The following is an 18,567-nucleotide window of genomic DNA, read 5'->3' as shown; positions in this document are numbered from 1 at the left end:
AATGATTATGAGTTGTTTAGCAACAATCACTATATCACCGTGGTCGCGTCCGACGGGGTTAATGAAACCCCAATCAACGTGTTATTGATTGAGCGTGATGTTAACGAAGCACCTGTGTTTGAGTTGCCTGATGGTGAAGAAGAGTACTGTTTCCACTATGACGAAAACTCCGCTGAAGAGTATGTCATTGGTACGGTGAGTGCGTTAGACCCTGAGGGGGGCAATGTCACTTACAGTATTGATTACGCGGCGAATGATCCGCTCAATGGCTTGTTTGAGGTGAACAATAACGGTCAAATCAGTTTAACCGATGCTGGCGTAGAAGCGTTTACCAATGATTATGAGTTGTTTAGCAACAATCACTACATCACAGTGGTCGCATCTGATGGAGTAAAAGAGACCCCGGTTAATGTGCTACTTAGTGAGCACAATGTTAACGAAGCCCCAGTTGCGAAGGATTTCAACATAAATGGTATGAATCAGACAATCATTCCGATTATTTTTGATTCTGCAGATGACTTGCTTGACCGGATTTCTGATGAAGATGACGATTTTGATGATGTTCCACTGAGTATCATGATCACCTCACTGCCGAGTGAGGGGCAGTTACTTTATACCGATGATAATGGTGAAACTCGAATTTTGACCGAAGCGGATCTGCATATTTCTGGAAGTGCGGTCGACCCCTCTCTATTGCTAAATCCTAATAGTTTAGTTTATGTCCCAGGGGGCGGAGCACCTTTTGAAATTGGTTATAGTGGTGATCCCGATGATATTGTTCCTGATGATGATTGCTTTTATAACTGGGGTGTCTATGTGTCTGACACCGAGCGTCTAGTGACATTAGATAATGGAAATACTATCGGTCTAAGTTTGACCGATAACAATGGTAAGGCTTTTAAGCAGTACTTTAATCAACGCAGTCACGTAGGCTATGGATTAGGTGATACGGATGGTTATGGTATGAACAAAAATGAGACCATCGTTATCGACTTGAGCAATAACCCATTAGGTACGGTTAATTTTGGACTTGATGGTTTGGGTGGTCTATTTGTGGCAAATTGTGGTATTTATGTTGAAGTAACTTATTTGCTTGCCGATGGGTCTCAACATATTGAAAAATATCAAAAGGATGTAGGAGATACCGGTAATTCGCAATTGTTGTATGACTTTAGTTATTCTTCACCAGAAAATCCGATCGTTGGGATGGAAATGCGATCCAATGGTGGTAGTTGGGAATTGCGTTATTTGTCTGGAGAACAGTCTCCTGTTGATGAAGTGACTTTTGATTATCTTGCCGTTGATTCGGATCATGCGGTAAGCAATGAAGCGACGGTCGTGATTGATACCTCAGACTCACCAATTTATGAGGTCTTGGCTGCTGCCAATGGCGATGAATTGTATGCCGATTTAGGTAATCAGTTATTGGTGGGGGATGAGCAAGAAAATGTGTTCCAGTGGTTAGATAATTCATTGGATAGCGGTGTTGATGTGATTCTTGATTTTGAATTGGAAGAGGACATCATCGATCTTGACCTCGTGCTTGATGATACAGAAAGTGCTGATATGGCGGAACTATTGGCAAAAATTGGGGTTGATATTGTTGATCAAAATATAGAATTAACAATCCCATTTTCTGATGGAATACAAACCATCGTTATTCAAGATGGAGCCACAATTTTAGATGACTATATTGCTCCTGATAATTCGTTTGACTCAATAGAGGTGCTAACTCACTTGATTAAAAACGATGCAGCTTAGTGTAGCGTTTGGTTAGAAAACTCAAAATTAAGTTAATTAAAAAGAGCAGGTGAATAAACCTGCTCTTTCTATTTGAGGAATCGAATCTCGATAGTTATTCATACATACATCATTAAAGGTTACATCTATGGGTGAAAATTATTGCAAAAAGGTTTCTTGGTGTGGTATTTTTTTGCGCAATCTCGGAGGGGTAAAGGTATTACCTATTTTCTGGGGGATACGCGTAATAATAACTCAAGTTAACAGTGTTATTACGTAGGGTAGGTATTGGCCAGGCTTGAGCCAATAGACGGGATACTTATGCTGCGTAACCGCAGTATGTAAAAGGGAAACCCAACATTGAAACCACATAAAAAACACACATTTATCCACTTCATTCGACCGAAGTGCCCCGTAGTACAAATCAGCTGTATTACAGAACCGTGATCTCCCTGTAATTTCATAACGTCATGTTTTTATGACGGTTTTCCTGTGTTTGTTAGTTAGCCATTTCATTAGAAATGAATTTTGGTATTAACATCGCAGTCAATAAACTACGCCTCCAAATAAGCCATCCCTTTATAAGAGTTTGGATAGAGAGGCATGATTACTATTCAAGGGATTATGGTATGAGTACTGCTTTTGACGTCGATAGCCTTATCGCAACTGGAAACAGACTAAGTCCTATAAATAAATTAAGTTCTATAAATAAGCAGCGTACTGCGAATAAATGGAAAGAGCACTTTATCCACACTGGGCAACAGAGTGGAGAAGAGTTTTCGTCGATGATGAATTACACAACGCACGTGATGGCCGATCTATTTTCGCAAGTGAAAACGCCTTACTCTGGACTTGCTCCTCAAGTACTGGAAGAGGCGATCAACGCGATTGATATGGATAAAGGTAATCAACCATTATCGTCGGTTATTGATCAAACTGCTGATTTAGTGGCGAAGCATGCCATATTCACTCAGCATCCTCATTGCATCGCGCACTTACACACGCCACCATTGCTCTCTTCTGTGATTGCGGAAGCGATGATTGCTGCACTTAATCAATCGATGGATTCTTGGGATCAAGCGTCATCCGCAACTTATGTTGAACAGAAAGTTGTGGATTGGCTTTGTGACAAATTTGAGTTAGGACAATACGCAGATGGCGTGTTCACCAGTGGTGGGACTCAAAGTAATCAAATGGGCTTGATGTTGGCTCGTGATTGGATAGCAGAACGTATTAGTAATCACTCAATTCGAGAGCAAGGTTTACCTGATTACGCCAATAAGCTTCGCATCATTTGCTCACAAAAATCCCACTTTACTGTGCAAAAATCGGCTGCATGGATGGGGCTTGGGGAACGGGCGGTATTGACAGTTGATACGCACCCGAACGGTACATTAGACGTCTCAAAACTGGATAGCACAATTAAGCAGTTAAAAGCACAAGGATTGATTCCTTTTGCCATTGTGGGAACCGCTGGTACGACAGATCACGGAGCGATTGATGATCTTGATGCAATTGCTGATATTGCCCAGCAACAGACTTTGTGGATGCATGTCGATGGCGCATATGGAGGGGCACTGATCTTGAGTCGCCATAAAGACCGTCTCAAGGGGATTGAACGAGCAGATTCTATCAGTGTTGATTTCCACAAATTGTTTTATCAAACCATTAGTTGTGGTTCGTTACTTCTGAAACAAAAATCCCATTTTAAATACTTACTTCATCATGCTGATTATTTAAATAGAGAACATGATGAGTTGCCTAACTTAGTCGATAAATCCATGGCGACCACTCGACGTTTTGATGCGCTGAAAGTCTTTATGACGATGCAAAACGTTGGGCCTGATGCTCTCGGTGAAATGTACGATCACCTACTTGAACAAACGTTACAAGTCGCAGATTTAGTGCGAGAGCATCCAGGATTTGAACTGTTAGCGGAGCCGGCATTATCGACAATACTATTTCGAGTAAAGCGTCGGGAATTGTACCGTAATGATTTAAGTCACTTGTATTTGGATAGTGGCAGCTTAAATCGTAATCAGATAAACGACGATGGTTTGAATAAAGCAGTGCGCCTTGAAGCGTTAACTCGAGGTATTGCAGTCCTTGGCGAAACGAAAGTTGGTGACCAAACCGCACTTAAATTTACGATTTTAAATCCTTGTCTTGAACTGGCAGATTTTGAATCACTACTTTCTAAAATTGATCAGCTAGCGGTTGAGCTAACGAATAAAGGTGATGGATAACTATGGCAATTTTACAGATTGGTGCTGGCGGCGTTGGTTGGGTTGTTGCACATAAAGCAGCGCAGAATAATGATGTCTTAGGCGATATCACTATCGCATCTCGTACCCTGAGTAAGTGTGAGGCGATCATTGAATCGATTCATAAAAAGACCAACCTCAAAGATAGGGGTAAAAAACTCACTGCACGAGCAGTGAATGCTGATGATGTAGATGCACTAATTCGATTGATTGATGATGTTCAACCTGATCTTGTTATCAATGCAGGCCCTCCATGGGTGAACATGACAATTATGGAAGCATGCTATCAAGCCAAAGTCTCTTATTTAGATACGTCAGTAGCGGTTGATTTGTGTTCAAAGGGACAACAAGTTCCACAAGCGTATGATTGGCAGTGGGCGTATCGTGAAAAATTCGAACAAGCAGGGATTACAGGAATTTTAGGCGCAGGTTTTGATCCAGGCGTGGTATCTGTCTTTGCTGCCTACGCGGTAAAACATCTATTTGATGAGATTGATACCATCGACGTTATGGATGTGAATGCGGGCGATCACGGGAAGAAATTTGCGACTAACTTTGATCCAGAAACTAATATGTTGGAAATCCAAGGTGATTCCTTTTATTGGGAAAGTGAACAATGGCAGCAAGTCCCTTGTCATTCAAGAATGCTTGAATTTGATTTTCCTAATTGTGGAACCCACAAAGTCTACTCCATGGCACATGATGAAGTACGATCGATGCAAGAGTATATCCCTGCAAAACGAATTGAGTTTTGGATGGGCTTTGGTGACCAATATTTGAATTACTTTAATTGCATGCGTGATATTGGACTACTAAGCCCTGAACCACTCACTTTACATGATGGAACAGTTGTCCAACCTCTACATGTATTAAAAGCACTCTTACCTGATCCAACTTCATTGGCTCCCGGTTATACCGGTTTAACTTGCATCGGTACTTGGGTTCAAGGCCGTAAAGATGGTAAGCCTCGCTCAGTATTTATCTATAACAATGCCGATCACGAAGTGGCTTACGAAGATGTTGAGCACCAAGCAATTTCTTATACAACAGGTGTACCTGCCATAACTGCTGCTCTACAGTTTTTCCGAGGCGAATGGGCAGCTCATGGTGTATTTAATATGGAGCAGCTTGATCCAGATCCTTTCTTAGAAACCATGCCTCTAATTGGTCTTGATTGGCGAGTGCAAGAATTAGAGCCAAAACAGCCAGTGATTCATCTTTTAAAATAGTGAAATTCTAAAACACAACAGTCACAAAGCTAAAAGGCAGTATTTCAGCTTTGTGAAAGTGAGGAATGAGAGCATGCAAAAAGATCAGATGAAGACGCCATATTTTATGATCAACGAAGATAAGTTGATTGAGAACTTGGAAAAGGCAAAACAGCTTAAAGAGATGTCAGGAATAAAACTGGTGCTGGCGCTCAAGTGTTTTTCGACTTGGGGCGTATTTGACATTATTAGCCCCTATTTGGATGGCACGACAAGCTCGGGACCGTTTGAAGTTAAGCTGGGTTATGAAACGTTCGGTGGAGAAACGCATGCTTATAGCGTTGGCTATAGTGAGGATGATGTTCGTGAAGTCGCTAATATTTGTGACAAAATGATTTTTAACTCTCAAAGTCAATTAGCCGCTTATCGGCATATTGTCGAAGAAAAAGCATCGATTGGCTTACGGCTCAATCCGGGGGTAGGCTATGCGGGGCAAGATCTAGCAAACCCCGCTCGACAGTTTTCTCGTTTGGGCGTGCAGGAAAATCAGATTGACCAGAGCGTTTTCGATACGATAGATGGCGTGATGTTTCATATCAATTGTGAAAATAAAGACGTAGACGCTTTTATTCATTTGCTTGAATCGATATCGGAGCGTTATTCAGAGCACTTAAATAAATTGGATTGGGTGAGTTTAGGCGGTGGCGTGTTTTTTACATGGCCGGAGTATGATATTCAAAAATTGGCATTAGCATTAAAAGCATTTTCTGAAAAATATCGGGTACAGCTCTATCTTGAACCTGGTGAAGCGATCATTACTCAGACGACGGATTTAGTCGTTACTGTGGTTGATATTGTTGAAAATGGTATGAAAACAGCCATTGTAGATTCAGCGACAGAAGCCCATAGATTAGATACCTTAATCTACAATGAGCCGGCGACGATTTTTGAAGCAAGCGATAGTGGTGAATATCGATATATTATCGGCTCTTGCTCCTGTTTGGCGGGTGATCAATTTTGCGTAACAAATTTTGATAAGCCTTTGGAGATAGGGCAGCAATTGCGCATCCAAGATAGTGCAGGATACACCATGGTGAAACTGAATTGGTTTAATGGTTTAAGAATGCCCTCAGTCTATTGCGAACGTTCAAATGGTCAAATCCAGAAATTGAATGAATTCACTTATGAAGATTTCAAACGGTCACTTTCACAATGGAAAGTGACCTAATTATTTGAGTCGCCTAGTGTTGAATGTAGGAAAAATGGTATAGCTGATATTTAATAGCACAAAAGAGCAGCGAGAGGCTGCTCTTTTGTGCTAAACGGTCAGTGGATATTTAATAAGAGAAGATTAGGACTCGACGATGACTCGAGTATCTTCACCGAGAGATTCGAGCTCTTTCGCAATATCTTTAATGAGCAAGTCTTTCGGTAGTCTTAGAGCGATGTTTGCTGTAAATAAACTGGAACTGATGCCGCCACCACCAGCGATGAAAACACGTTGGCAATCCATATCGAGAATTTGAATGTTTTGGCCATCCAATACTTGCGTGATTTCGTTAACGATACCGGAACGATCACTAGCATCGAGACGTAGCTGATAGATTGTCTCTTCACCATGTCGACTTTGACCCGCATCGGCAAATTGTACGATTAAGTCAGGTTGACTGCTGAATTCAGCTTTCACGGCGGCTTCATTCTGTTTCGGTAATTCGACTTTAATTACAGCGGCAACTTGGTCTTCAATGAAATTCACTTTACTGATAAGCCACTTACCATCATTTTCATGAGTCGTAGCCGCGAGATGCTTGATGGTAGCAGGGGTTGCTTTTCCGACGAAGTTGACAATAAAAGTACGGTTCATATAGGCCTCCTGAATGCAGCTATAGGAAAAATGTTGCTTAATTTTTCGTGGATTCATCCTTGAATCAACATAAATTGATTAAATTTAAATACTCAATTTATAGTTTCAGTGTAGAAGCCTATAGGGGAATATGCTTGATTTAGGTCAATTTTTTCACCTAATCTGAGTTTGCAGTTGTGAGAATCAAACGCTGGACACAAAAAAACGGCACTAGTGCCGTTTTTGAGTTTATGTTGCGTAGTTAGATAAGGTTAGAAAGTGATTTTCATTTCCATACCAACAAATTGCGAGTCATAGGCGGCGCCAGCATCTAGTGCAAATTTAGCGGCATCTTGATTGCCAAACCATGGCTTACTGCTAAATTGGAAATCAGCAGAGCCACCCCAAGCATTCGTAACCCAACCATGGATATGACCAACAGGGTTTAAGAAGAACAGCGTCACATCACCCATACTGCGAGATCCCCAGACTTCGCCGCCAGTCGCAACAATATCTTGTTCAGCTTCAAACATCATTTCACCGACAATGGCACCAAAGAACGGCGTAATGAACAGGTCTTGCCAAGATGGGACTTCTGCAAACGACTCAACACCATATTCCCAGAAAAAAGTAGAGAGAAAAGCAGAGTATAAAAATGAGTCGAATTCATTGAAGCCAGCGTGACGTGCAGCAGTATAGTAAACACCACCAAAATATGGGTGCATCACATAATTTAGGTAGTGTTCGTCGCGATCCCAAACCGGACCTGCGCTGACATTGTCTTTCCATTTCTTACCTAAACCACTTATGTTACGAGATTCACCATCCCATTTCGTGATTGATTCAGGAAGTAGAGTCATCAAACCGACAGTTGCGACACTTAAACCAAGAACAGTATAGGTCTGCTCTTTTAGGTAGTCCCAGTCTTCTTCTGATTGTACAGTTAAGTATTTTGGTAGGGGCGCTTCATCAAGAGTTAATTCATTCTCATCTAAAGCCAAGGAAAAGTTCGACTTAGGTTGAGAATAAGAATAGGTATTGATATAAAGGTCAGAGTCTGGCCCTGAGTCTACCGTATAAGAGAACTCAATGTGTTGGTTGACGTTGTAATTATTAGCGTTTGCGCAAGCCGAAAACAGTAACACCAACGTAGCGATGCTCTTTTTATACACGGATGACTCCACAGTTATATTTTTTAAGATCAATTTCACAATTATCTAATAAAGCGTACTACTTTGAAACTAAAAACTTGGTAGGGCCATAAAAATAATTTGAATTCTCAGCATATTATAGTCAAGTGCACTCGAAATTCTTGGGACCATAAGAATGGTTAGATATGACAGTTTAGTCATTCTAAATTAATGCCCAGTCATGTTGCTGCGAATCTAATCAACTTGTTCTTTGGTGTCGGTCAATGATCCCCGTATCTTTAAGCCACTTAGGTATATAACTTTAGGTTACTCGTGCATAATTGTCTCATCAATGTTTCGCCAAAAAGTGTGAACTTATAAAGGAAGTCTTATGTTAAAAATCGCGATGCTAAGTACTGGGGAAGAAGTGCTGCACGGTGATATTTTAGATACCAACGCTGCTTGGCTGTCGAAACGCTTTTTTGAACAGGGGTTTTCTCTAACAAAACGCTCGACTGTTGGGGATGCGCAATCAGCATTGATTGAAGAACTATTGATGCTGAGCTTTAACACCAATATTGTCGTCGTGAATGGTGGCTTAGGCCCAACGTCCGATGATCTAAGCGCAGAAGCCGCCGCAGAGGCTGCTGAAGTTCCTCTGGTTTTATTCCCTGAATGGTTGGAAAAGCTGACCGCATTTTTTGCGGCGCGTGGTATGACAATGCCAGAAAGCAACCATAAACAGGCTATGCTACCGCAAAATGCGACCATTATAGATAACCCAATAGGTACAGCCTGTGGTTTTAAAATGGAGATCAACGGCTGTACGTTCTATTTCACCCCAGGCGTTCCAAGTGAATTCAAACGCATGGTTGATGAGCAAATATTGCCAGACATGAGAGTAAATTACCCTGATGTTCTTGGTCAGGAGTGTAGCCGTTGGTATACGTTCGGAACGTCAGAGTCTGGCTTGGCAGATAAGCTAGATAAGATGGTATTACCGGATGGTTATATGCTTGGCTATCGCTCTTATTTGCCTTATATCGAAGTGAAGCTTTTTGGGCCTAAAGGTGATCTGGATGTGCGAATTAAACTGATGCAGATGATCACGCGTTTAATTGATACGCATGTTGTCTCTATTGATCAACCGATGCAGCATCATGTTGGACACCTAATTAATGAGCGAAAGCAATCCATTTCAGTTGCAGAACAATCTACATTAGGCCGATTATCAACTTGGCTTCATTCTAGTCCTGAGGCTTCGAACTATTGTGGTCATGGCTGGGTATTAGGACATCAGGTTGATGTGGGCTATGCCGGCAGTGATTCGCTGGCTGCGGTATTGGCTTTAGTTGGAGCTACACGAGATAAGTGCGCTACCGATATAGCGCTTGCGACCGGAAAAGTGACGGATCGTTCTTTCTCTGTTGCTATTGCTACTCCAGAGGGGGAGTGGGGGCAGATGTTGTCATTTAATCGACAGTTCAGCGCCGATGATCAAGCGACACTCATTACAACGGTAAGCGTTGATATGTTGCGTCGCTACTTATCCGGAAAAACGATGTTTGTTAGCTATAGCTCGCTCAACAGAGAAAAAGAAATGTACGTGCCTCATAACTTATTAGCCAATTAGGTGCGATTCAATTTGGCAAGCAAACTAGCCGATAGCATTTTATTTTGTTGTTGTCGATTTGGGTACTCAGGAGCGCTATGTTAAGCGCAGTAGTTTTTGAAAATTTGATTCATTTTTGGTTGTAACTATAACCAAATATCATAAGGGTTAACTAGCTGATTTATTTTAGATTTATAGGTTGTGATTAAAATAGTCGCTTTTCTCAGCGACTATTTTTCAATAAGGATCCTAAACTGAGAGTTGTTTCGATGTTTTGCGCAGGGAGGGCATTGCATGGTTCATCAATCTCGCATTCAAGTCTGGTATCAAATCGCGAGTCAAAAGGTGATATTGGGTGAAGCACTAAGTAGTGAACGACTCAATGTGTTATCCCTTTGGCGTACATTACCTCATGAGAGGAGTGCCATAGCACATATGGGATATCGATTATCATTGTTTGATGATGATGGGCGAGAAATTGGTGACAAATCCGTCTCAACATCGACGGTTGATTCATTTCTTTTAGAGATAAAAAAGACCAGCGTTTAGCTGGTCTTTTTTTAGTCGATTCATTTTCTATGTCGATTAAGCGCGTTTTTCTTTCAACTTGTAAACTACGTCTTCAAGTTCAATATCGCTCTTTGCTCTGCAAATACAAGGCAGTACTTCGCGTCCTTGAGTGTAAGCCATAGCAAAACCAACGTATTCAACCTCACCTGAAACTAGGGTACAACGACAAGCACCGCAATGCCCATCACGACAATTATATTCAGGTGCAAGCCCAGCACGCTCCATCGTTTCCAACAAAGTATTTGAAGGGTTTGATTGGAGGTTAGTGACTCCGTTGATTTTGATTGATGGCATTACAGTTCAAAGTCCTTAAAGTCATCAGCACGAACATCACTTTCAATTTGACCAACAAGGTAAGATGAAATTTCTGCTTCTTGTGGTGCAACTTGTACGTTATCTGAAGATAGCCACGCATTGATCCAAGGGATCGGGTTTGATGTAGCGCCCGGATAAGCGATACCTAAACCGACTGCTTGCATGCGAACGTTAGTAATGTATTCCACGTATTGACAAAGAATATCTTTGTTTAAACCAATCATAGAGCCATCTTTAAATAGGTATTCTGCCCATTCTTTTTCTTGCTCTGCTGCTGCTTTAAATAAATCGAAACACTCTTGCTTACATTCTTCAGCAATTTGCATGAATGAAAAATCATCTTGGCCGTTACGTAGCAAGTTGATCATGTGCTGAGTGCCGGTTAAATGAAGAGCTTCATCACGTGCGATTAGCTTGATGATTTTTGCATTACCTTCCATCAGTTCACGTTCTGCGAACGCAAACGAACAGGCAAAACTCACGTAAAAACGAATCGCTTCTAGTGCGTTTACTGACATTAAGCATAAGTAGAGTTGCTTTTTCAGCGCATGCAGAGAAACCGTGACACTCTCACCATTGATCTCGTGTGTACCCTCGCCATAACGATGGTAATCATTAGTCAGTTGGATCAGAGTATCGTAATAGTGAGAAATATCTTCAGCACGCTTTAGAATGTGCTCGTTCTCTACGATGTCATCAAACACAATACCCGGATCATTAACGATATTACGGATAATATGCGTGTATGAACGAGAGTGGATTGTTTCAGAGAATGACCATGTTTCGATCCATGTTTCAACTTCAGGAAGTGAAACTAAAGGCAATAATGCAACGTTAGGGCTGCGGCCTTGAATGGAATCAAGTAGTGTTTGGTACTTCAAGTTTGAGATGAAAATGTGTTTTTCATGATCAGGTAACTTGTTGTAATCAATGCGGTCGCTTGAAACGTCTACTTCTTCTGGACGCCAGAAGAAAGAGAGTTGCTTTTCAATTAACTTCTCGAAGATCTCAAATTTTTGTTGATCGTATCGTGCAACGTTGACCGATTGACCTAAGAACATTGGTTCTTTTAGTTGGTCGTTTTTGTTCTGGTTAAAAGTACTGTAAGCCATGATGCTCAATTCCTTTTAAGCCCCTTGATACTCAAGGGGCGATAGTTCTGTTTATACTTTGAAACGCTAGCTTTAAGCTCAAACTGCCATTTTTCCCCAAGAGGAATAGGGCTTGTCAAAGTACGTTAAATCTTACAACCGCCGCCTTCACAATCTTCATCTGCAGGTTGTACTGCGTCTTTCTGATCGTCTTTAGCGCCATCACGGGTGTTATGGTAGTAAAGCGTTTTTACACCATATTTGTAAGCGGTTAATAGGTCTTGAATCAGTCTTGTCATCGGCACTTTGCCAGTTTCAAAACGTGATGGGTCATAGTTTGTATTTGCAGAAATTGCTTGGTCAACAAACTTTTGCATGATCCCAACTAAATGTAGATAACCATCGTTATTACCGATGTCCCACAACAGTTCATAGTTCTCTTTTAATGAGGTGAACTCAGGAACAACTTGCTTCAAGATACCGTCTTTTGATGCTTTAACCGATACATAGCCACGTGGTGGCTCAATACCGTTAGTTGCATTCGAAATCTGAGATGAAGTTTCTGATGGCATTAGCGCTGTTAGCGTTGAGTTGCGTAGACCATGTTCCATGATCTCTTTACGTAACTCGTCCCAGTCGTAATGCAATGGTTCATCACAAATTTGGTCAACCGCACTTTTGTACGTATCGATTGGGAGTAAACCTTTCGAATAGTTGGTTTCGTGGAACAACGGGCATTTGCCTTGTTCTTTTGCAAGTGCAACCGACGCTTTCAGCAAGTAGTACTGAATCGCTTCAAAAGTACGGTGAGTTAAGCCATTTGCGCTGCCGTCTGAGTACTTCACACCATTTTTCGCAAGGTAATATGCGTAGTTGATTACGCCTACACCTAAAGTACGACGATTCATGGTTGACTTATACGCCGCTGGTAGCGGGTAGTCTTGGTAATCAAGTAGTGCGTCTAGTGCGCGTACCACTAGATTGGATAGCTCTTGTAAATCGTCTAGTGAAGTAATAGCACCTAGGTTAAACGCAGAAAGCGTACATAGGGCGATTTCACCAGATTCATCTTCAACGTTAACCAAAGGTTTTGTTGGCAAAGCAATCTCTAAACATAGGTTCGATTGACGAACAGGTGCTACACGTGAGTCAAACGGACTGTGTGTGTTGCAGTGGTCTACGTTTTGAATATAAATGCGGCCTGTTGAAGCGCGTTCTTGCATAAGAAGCGAGAACATTTCGACAGCTTTCATTGTTTCCTTCTTGATAGAAGGATCATTTTCATAGCTAACGTATAGACGTTCAAATTCTTCTTGGTCTTCGAAGAATGCATCATACAAACGTGGTACATCTGATGGTGAGAACAAAGTAATGTTGCCACCTTCAACCAAGCGTTGATACATCAGACGGTTCAGCTGTACACCATAATCCATATGACGAACACGGTTCTCTTCAACACCACGGTTGTTTTTCAAAACAATCAGTGATGGAGCTTCTCGGTGCCAAATTGGGTAAAATACAGTCGCAGCACCACCACGAACACCGCCTTGAGAGCAGCATTTAACGGCTGTCTGGAAGTATTTGTAGAATGGAATACAACCCGTGTGGAATGCTTCACCACCACGGATTTCAGAACCTAGCGCACGAATACGACCAGCATTGATACCGATACCGGCACGTTGAGAAACGTAACGAACGATAGAGCTTGCTGTCGCATTAATTGAGTCAAGGCTGTCACCACACTCAATCAGAACGCATGAGCTGAACTGACGAGTAGGGGTACGCACACCTGACATAATCGGTGTAGGCAAAGAAATTTTGAACGTTGACGTCGCGTCGTAGAAACGTTTGATGTAATCAAGACGAGTTTCTTTTGGATAATTCGCGAATAGACATGCCGATACAAGAATGTATAGGAACTGCGCACTTTCGTAGATCTCACCAGAAACACGGTTTTGAACGAAGTACTTGCCCTCAAGCTGTTTAACTGCAGCGTAAGAGAAATCTAAATCGCGTTTATGATCAAGATAAGCATCAAGTTCATCCAGTTCTGCTTTTGAGTAGTCTTCTAGAATATGCTTGTCGTACTTACCTAAGTCGACTAAACGAGAGACGTGATCAAATAGCGTCGGTGGCTCATATTGGCCGTACGCTTTTTTACGCAGATGGAAAACAGAAAGACGCGCAGCCAAATATTGGTAATCAGGCGTTTCTTCTGAAATCAGATCAGCGGCGGATTTGATGATAGTCTCATGAATATCCGATGTAGTAATGCCGTCATAGAACTGAATGTGAGCTCTTAGTTCTACTTGTGATACTGATACATTGTCTAAGTCTTCCGCTGCCCAAGCAATTACGCGGTGGATCTTTTCAAGATCAATGTTCTCTTTACGGCCATCACGTTTAGTGACGGTGAGTTGTTGATTCATTCTGCTTTATTTCCCTAGAAAAACTGATAAAAGCCGTATTTTTGTGTAATTCTTGTAAATAATGTCTCGGCTTTGTGATCGAAATCTATTCATACATTGTAGTGCAAACACAAGATATAGGGGTAGCTTGCTCTGCGGATTACAAGATAGTGCTATCTGAGGATATTTTCAAGGAACAGATTTGGGATGAGTTGTGGATAACTAGCAAAATAAAAAAAAAGCGTAAGTAGTCACTAACTGATGGAAATAGGTGTGGTTTGACGGCAGATAATTGGAGTTTTTGAATCGCTTTATTGTTAACCACGATCAAAAAAAAACTTCTTGATCTTTGACTAAAGTTGAAGACGAATAATAGCTTGATTATTTTGAGAGCGATCGCGCGAAAACTACGCAAACTATGGTTAAAAAGCGGCGCATATATGCGACCGCCTTCATTGGAAATAATAGAATGGTACTAAGGTGATTTTTGACCATTCAATTTCGACAATCAAAATCGTTGAGTATGAACAATGTAATTTACATCGACATTGTTTCCGAGTTTATAGCTGTCGGTTAACGGGTTGTAATGTAATCCTGTAATGCCTAATTCAACTAACTCCGTCTGGTCGACCATTTTGATAAGTTCTGATGGGCGGATGAACTTATCATGGTCGTGGGTACCATCAGGGACAATCTTGAGGAGTTTCTCTGCACCTACGATTGCAAACAGATAAGACTTGATATTGCGATTCAACGTAGAAAAGAATACATGTCCGCCAGGCTTGACTAATTTCGCACACGCTTGAATAACTGAGAGGGGGTCCGGAACGTGCTCTAACATTTCCATACAAGTGACGACATCGTAATGACCTGGGTTCTCTTGCGCATGATTCTCAATGGTGCTTTGAATATAAGTTAGCTTAGTTCCCGTTTCTAACGCGTGTAGACGAGCGACTTCAAGTGGTTCTTTACCCATATCTAGCCCAGTTACGGTCGCGCCTTCTTTTGCTATACTTTCTGATAATATGCCGCCACCACAGCCTACATCCAATACGACTTTGCCAAAAAGACCATCAGCGTTATCAAGGATATAGTTAAGACGCAGTGGGTTAATTTGATGCAAGGGTTTAAATTCTCCCTCTAAATCCCACCAGCGCGATGCCATGTCTTCAAACTTCTTGATTTCATTCGGGTCGACGTTTTGTACTTTGCTCATAACTGCTCTTCTTAGTTAGCCAGCGTCCATAGAGTGGTAGGTTATTATAACCATGCAAAAACGTCACTGCCTAGTTTGCAATAATTGCGGGTCTAATTGGTGGAAATGTAACCAATAATCAGAAAGATAAATAACGAGTGTGCAAATTGTCGGCACTTGATCCACAACAAAGCTCACAACCTGATAAAAGGAGAGGGAAAGTGATGCCTCCGCATAGTGTTGTGTGTTATATTTTTGCACCTTAAGCGTATTAGAAGATACGAAACAATAGAGGGATAATGGCTCTATGAGCGATCTAGCTAAAGAGATCACGCCCGTAAACATTGAAGATGAGCTACGAGGTTCGTACCTAGACTATGCGATGTCAGTAATCGTTGGTCGTGCTCTTCCAGATGTGCGTGATGGCCTTAAACCAGTGCATCGCCGCGTTTTATTCGCGATGAATGTACTAGGCAATGATTGGAATAAACCATACAAAAAATCTGCCCGTGTTGTTGGCGATGTAATCGGTAAATATCACCCACATGGTGATAGTGCAGTATACGAATCTATTGTTCGTATGGCGCAGCCGTTCTCACTACGCTATATGCTGGTTGATGGTCAAGGTAACTTTGGTTCAGTCGATGGCGACTCTGCTGCGGCAATGCGTTACACCGAAGTGCGTATGTCAAAAATCGCCGGTGAATTGTTGACTGATCTTGAGAAAGAGACCGTTGATTTCGTACCGAACTATGACGGTACTGAGCAAATTCCTGCGGTTCTACCGACAAAAATTCCTAACCTATTGGTAAACGGTTCATCCGGTATCGCAGTAGGTATGGCAACCAACATTCCTCCGCACAACTTGACGGAAGTGATTGACGGCTGTTTGGCTTACATCAATAACGAAGATATTACTATTGATGAGCTGATGGATTACATTCCTGGTCCTGACTTCCCGACGGCAGCATTAATCAGTGGTCGTAAAGGCATTGTAGACGCGTACAAAACAGGACGCGGTAAAATTTACATGCGTTCGAAAGCGGATATTGAAACTGAGAAAAACGGCAGAGAAACGATTGTTGTTACTGAAATTCCGTACCAGGTTAACAAAGCGCGTTTGATCGAAAAGATCGCTGAATTAGTAAAAGACAAGAAAGTTGAAGGCATCAGTGCACTACGTGACGAATCTGATAAAGACGGTATGCGTATTGTTATTGAATGTAAGCGTGATGCAGTAGGCGAAGTGGTTCTAAACAACCTATATGCACAAACTCAACTGCAAACGACTTTCGGTATCAACATGGTTGCGTTAGACCATGGCCAGCCAAAGCTATTCAACTTAAAAGAAATGCTGAAGTGCTTTGTGGATCACCGCCGTGAGGTGGTGACTCGCCGTACTATCTTCGAATTGAAGAAAGCTCGTGAACGCGCACATATTCTTGAAGCATTAGCACTTGCTCTTGCAAATATCGATGAAATTATCGAATTGATCCGTAATGCAGCAACTCCAGCAGAAGCGAAAGCTGGCTTGGTTGCTCGCGGTTGGGATCTTGGTAATGTCGCAGCTATGTTGGAAAGTGCTGGCAACGATGCTGCTCGTCCAGATTGGCTAGAACCAGAATTCGGTATTCGTGACGGTCAGTACTTCCTGACTGACACACAAGCACAAGCGATTCTAGAGCTTCGTCTACACCGTTTAACTGGCCTTGAGCACGAGAAAATTCTAGACGAATACAAAGCACTTCTAGAAGAGATCGCTGAGTTACTGCACATTTTGGCAAGCACAGAACGCTTGATGGAAGTGATTCGTGAAGAGCTTGAGTTGGTTCGTGAAAGCTATGGCGATGCTCGTCGTACCGAAATCACAGCAGCTAGTCATGATATCGACATGGAAGAGCTTATCGCTCGTGAAGATGTTGTGGTCACACTGTCTCACGCAGGTTACGTTAAGTACCAGATCCTAAGCGATTACGAAGCACAGCGTCGTGGTGGTAAAGGTAAGAGTGCGACTAAGATGAAAGAAGAAGATTACATCGAGCGTCTGCTTGTTGCTAATACTCATGACAACATCTTGTGCTTCTCTACTCGTGGTAAGACATACCGCCTGAAAGTTTATCAGCTACCATTAGCAAGTCGTACTGCTCGTGGTAAGCCAATCGTGAACATTCTTCCTCTGGAAGATGGTGAGCGTATTACAGCAATTCTTCCTGTTTCTGAATTCAGCGCTGAAAAGTTCATCTTTATGGCGACGGGTGACGGTACAGTTAAGAAGACACCGCTTAACCAGTTCTCAAATGTTCGTGCAAACGGCTTGATTGCGGTTAACCTACGTGATGACGACTCTCTAATTGGTGTTGACATTACTGATGGCGAAAGCGAAATCATGCTGTTTTCGAAGTTTGGTAAAGTAGTTCGCTTTAAAGAAGCGGAAGAGACACCAGTTCTTGATGAAAATGGAAATCCAGTTCTTGATGAGAACGGTAAGCCAGAAGTTAAGTTCAAAGGCGTTCGTCCAATGGGCCGTACCGCTTCAGGTGTCCGTGGTATGAAACTTGCCGCTGGTGACCAAGTTGTGTCGTTGATTGTTCCATCAAATGATGGCGACATTCTGACTGTGACACAAAATGGTTACGGTAAGCGTACCGAACTTGCTGAATACCCTACCAAAGGTCGTGCTACGCAAGGTGTTGTTTCTATCAAAGTTTCAGAACGTAATGGCCCAGTTGTTGGCGCTGTTCAAGTTGAAGTTCGCGATGAAATGATGATGATCACTGACGCAGGTACGTTAGTTCGTACACGCGTTGCGGAAGTTAGCCAAGTAGGCCGAAACACTCAAGGTGTAACTCTTATCCGTACTGCATCTGACGAAAGTGTCGTCGGTCTACAGCGTATCGATGAAATTGAAGAAGTGGAATTACCGGAAGGTGAAGAAGCTGAAGTTGTAGATGGTGAGCAAATCGTTGATGCGCAAGCGCCAGTACAACAAGCTGATACTGATACTGATACTGATACTGATACTGATGCAGATAACGATGGTGAAGTTAAAGAGTAATTCTTAAATTTGAATCGTTAATCGTTGATGAAAAGCCGAGTGATAAACTCGGCTTTTTTTATGCAAAAAAATGATGAATTAGCGATGAAATCTGCTTAACTATGGACATTTAGTGCGTAATCTGGTCAATTGGTAA

At 42.0% G+C, this 18,567-nt stretch carries 12 protein-coding genes and 2 pseudogenes; 8 read left to right on the top strand and 6 right to left on the bottom strand.

The features are described from left to right. From DZ860_RS21405 to nspC, 5 genes and pseudogenes are all read left to right on the top strand, one after another. A partial coding sequence (locus DZ860_RS21405) for a cadherin repeat domain-containing protein (RefSeq protein ID WP_207890664.1) occupies positions 1-1,761 on the top strand: 1,761 nt, incomplete at its 5' end. A 707-nt stretch (positions 1,762-2,468) separates the two neighbouring features. Further along, a pseudogene (locus tag DZ860_RS21400) lies at positions 2,469-3,710 on the top strand (pyridoxal phosphate-dependent decarboxylase family protein); the annotation flags it as partial. 81 nt (positions 3,711-3,791) lie between these two features. Then, positions 3,792-3,986, top strand: a pseudogene (locus DZ860_RS24985) (hypothetical protein); the annotation flags it as partial. A gap of 2 nt (positions 3,987-3,988) precedes the next feature. After that, positions 3,989-5,233, top strand: a complete 1,245-nt coding sequence (locus tag DZ860_RS21395; protein ID WP_120035079.1) for a carboxynorspermidine synthase — start codon at positions 3,989-3,991, stop codon at positions 5,231-5,233. A gap of 73 nt (positions 5,234-5,306) precedes the next feature. Continuing rightward, complete coding sequence (nspC, locus tag DZ860_RS21390; protein ID WP_120035077.1) at positions 5,307-6,440, top strand: carboxynorspermidine decarboxylase; 1,134 nt, start codon at positions 5,307-5,309, stop codon at positions 6,438-6,440. Between the two features lie 123 nt (positions 6,441-6,563). On the opposite strand, the gene DZ860_RS21385 is transcribed toward nspC, so the two are convergent. Then, positions 6,564-7,076, bottom strand: coding sequence for a glycine cleavage system transcriptional repressor (locus DZ860_RS21385; protein WP_120035075.1), 513 nt, complete (start codon positions 7,074-7,076; stop codon positions 6,564-6,566). A gap of 251 nt (positions 7,077-7,327) precedes the next feature. Then, positions 7,328-8,227 carry a DUF3943 domain-containing protein gene (locus DZ860_RS21380; protein ID WP_120035073.1) on the bottom strand — a complete coding sequence of 300 codons (900 nt, stop codon included), beginning with the start codon at positions 8,225-8,227 and terminating at the stop codon, positions 7,328-7,330. A gap of 349 nt (positions 8,228-8,576) precedes the next feature. On the opposite strand from DZ860_RS21380, the gene DZ860_RS21375 reads away from it, so the two are divergent. Then, positions 8,577-9,818, top strand: a complete 1,242-nt coding sequence (locus DZ860_RS21375) for a CinA family nicotinamide mononucleotide deamidase-related protein (RefSeq protein ID WP_120035071.1) — start codon at positions 8,577-8,579, stop codon at positions 9,816-9,818. A gap of 273 nt (positions 9,819-10,091) precedes the next feature. After that, positions 10,092-10,346, top strand: coding sequence for a 30S ribosomal protein S6 modification protein (locus DZ860_RS21370; protein ID WP_120035069.1), 255 nt, complete (start codon positions 10,092-10,094; stop codon positions 10,344-10,346). 36 nt (positions 10,347-10,382) lie between these two features. Here DZ860_RS21370 and yfaE read toward each other — a convergent pair whose 3' ends face one another. The 4 genes from yfaE to ubiG all read right to left on the bottom strand — a co-directional run bounded on the left by yfaE (position 10,383) and on the right by ubiG (position 15,397). Beyond that, the gene (gene yfaE / locus DZ860_RS21365) at positions 10,383-10,661 is read right to left on the bottom strand and encodes a class I ribonucleotide reductase maintenance protein YfaE (protein WP_120035067.1); all 279 of its coding nucleotides are present in this window, start codon (positions 10,659-10,661) and stop codon (positions 10,383-10,385) included. Further along, positions 10,661-11,794: a class Ia ribonucleoside-diphosphate reductase subunit beta gene (gene nrdB / locus DZ860_RS21360; protein WP_120035065.1), complete on the bottom strand. Its 1,134-nt coding sequence runs from the start codon at positions 11,792-11,794 to the stop codon at positions 10,661-10,663. Before nrdB ends, yfaE begins: the two co-directional genes overlap by 1 nt. A gap of 125 nt (positions 11,795-11,919) precedes the next feature. Further along, positions 11,920-14,202 (bottom strand): class 1a ribonucleoside-diphosphate reductase subunit alpha, encoded by a 2,283-nt coding sequence (gene nrdA, locus DZ860_RS21355; protein ID WP_120035063.1) that lies wholly within the window; start codon positions 14,200-14,202, stop codon positions 11,920-11,922. A gap of 487 nt (positions 14,203-14,689) precedes the next feature. Next, entirely contained in the window at positions 14,690-15,397 is a 708-nt protein-coding gene (gene ubiG, locus DZ860_RS21350; RefSeq protein WP_120035061.1) for a bifunctional 2-polyprenyl-6-hydroxyphenol methylase/3-demethylubiquinol 3-O-methyltransferase UbiG, read from the bottom strand. 286 nt (positions 15,398-15,683) lie between these two features. Here ubiG and gyrA point away from each other — a divergent pair, with 286 nt between their 5' ends. After that, the gene (gene gyrA / locus DZ860_RS21345; protein WP_120035059.1) at positions 15,684-18,431 is read left to right on the top strand and encodes a DNA topoisomerase (ATP-hydrolyzing) subunit A; all 2,748 of its coding nucleotides are present in this window, start codon (positions 15,684-15,686) and stop codon (positions 18,429-18,431) included. Positions 18,432-18,567 lie beyond the last annotated feature (136 nt).

The sequence above is a fragment of the Vibrio sinensis genome, from assembly GCF_003605645.1.
GTDB classification, from domain to species: domain Bacteria; phylum Pseudomonadota; class Gammaproteobacteria; order Enterobacterales; family Vibrionaceae; genus Vibrio; species Vibrio sinensis.
This window is presented reverse-complemented; position numbering and strand designations above follow the sequence as displayed.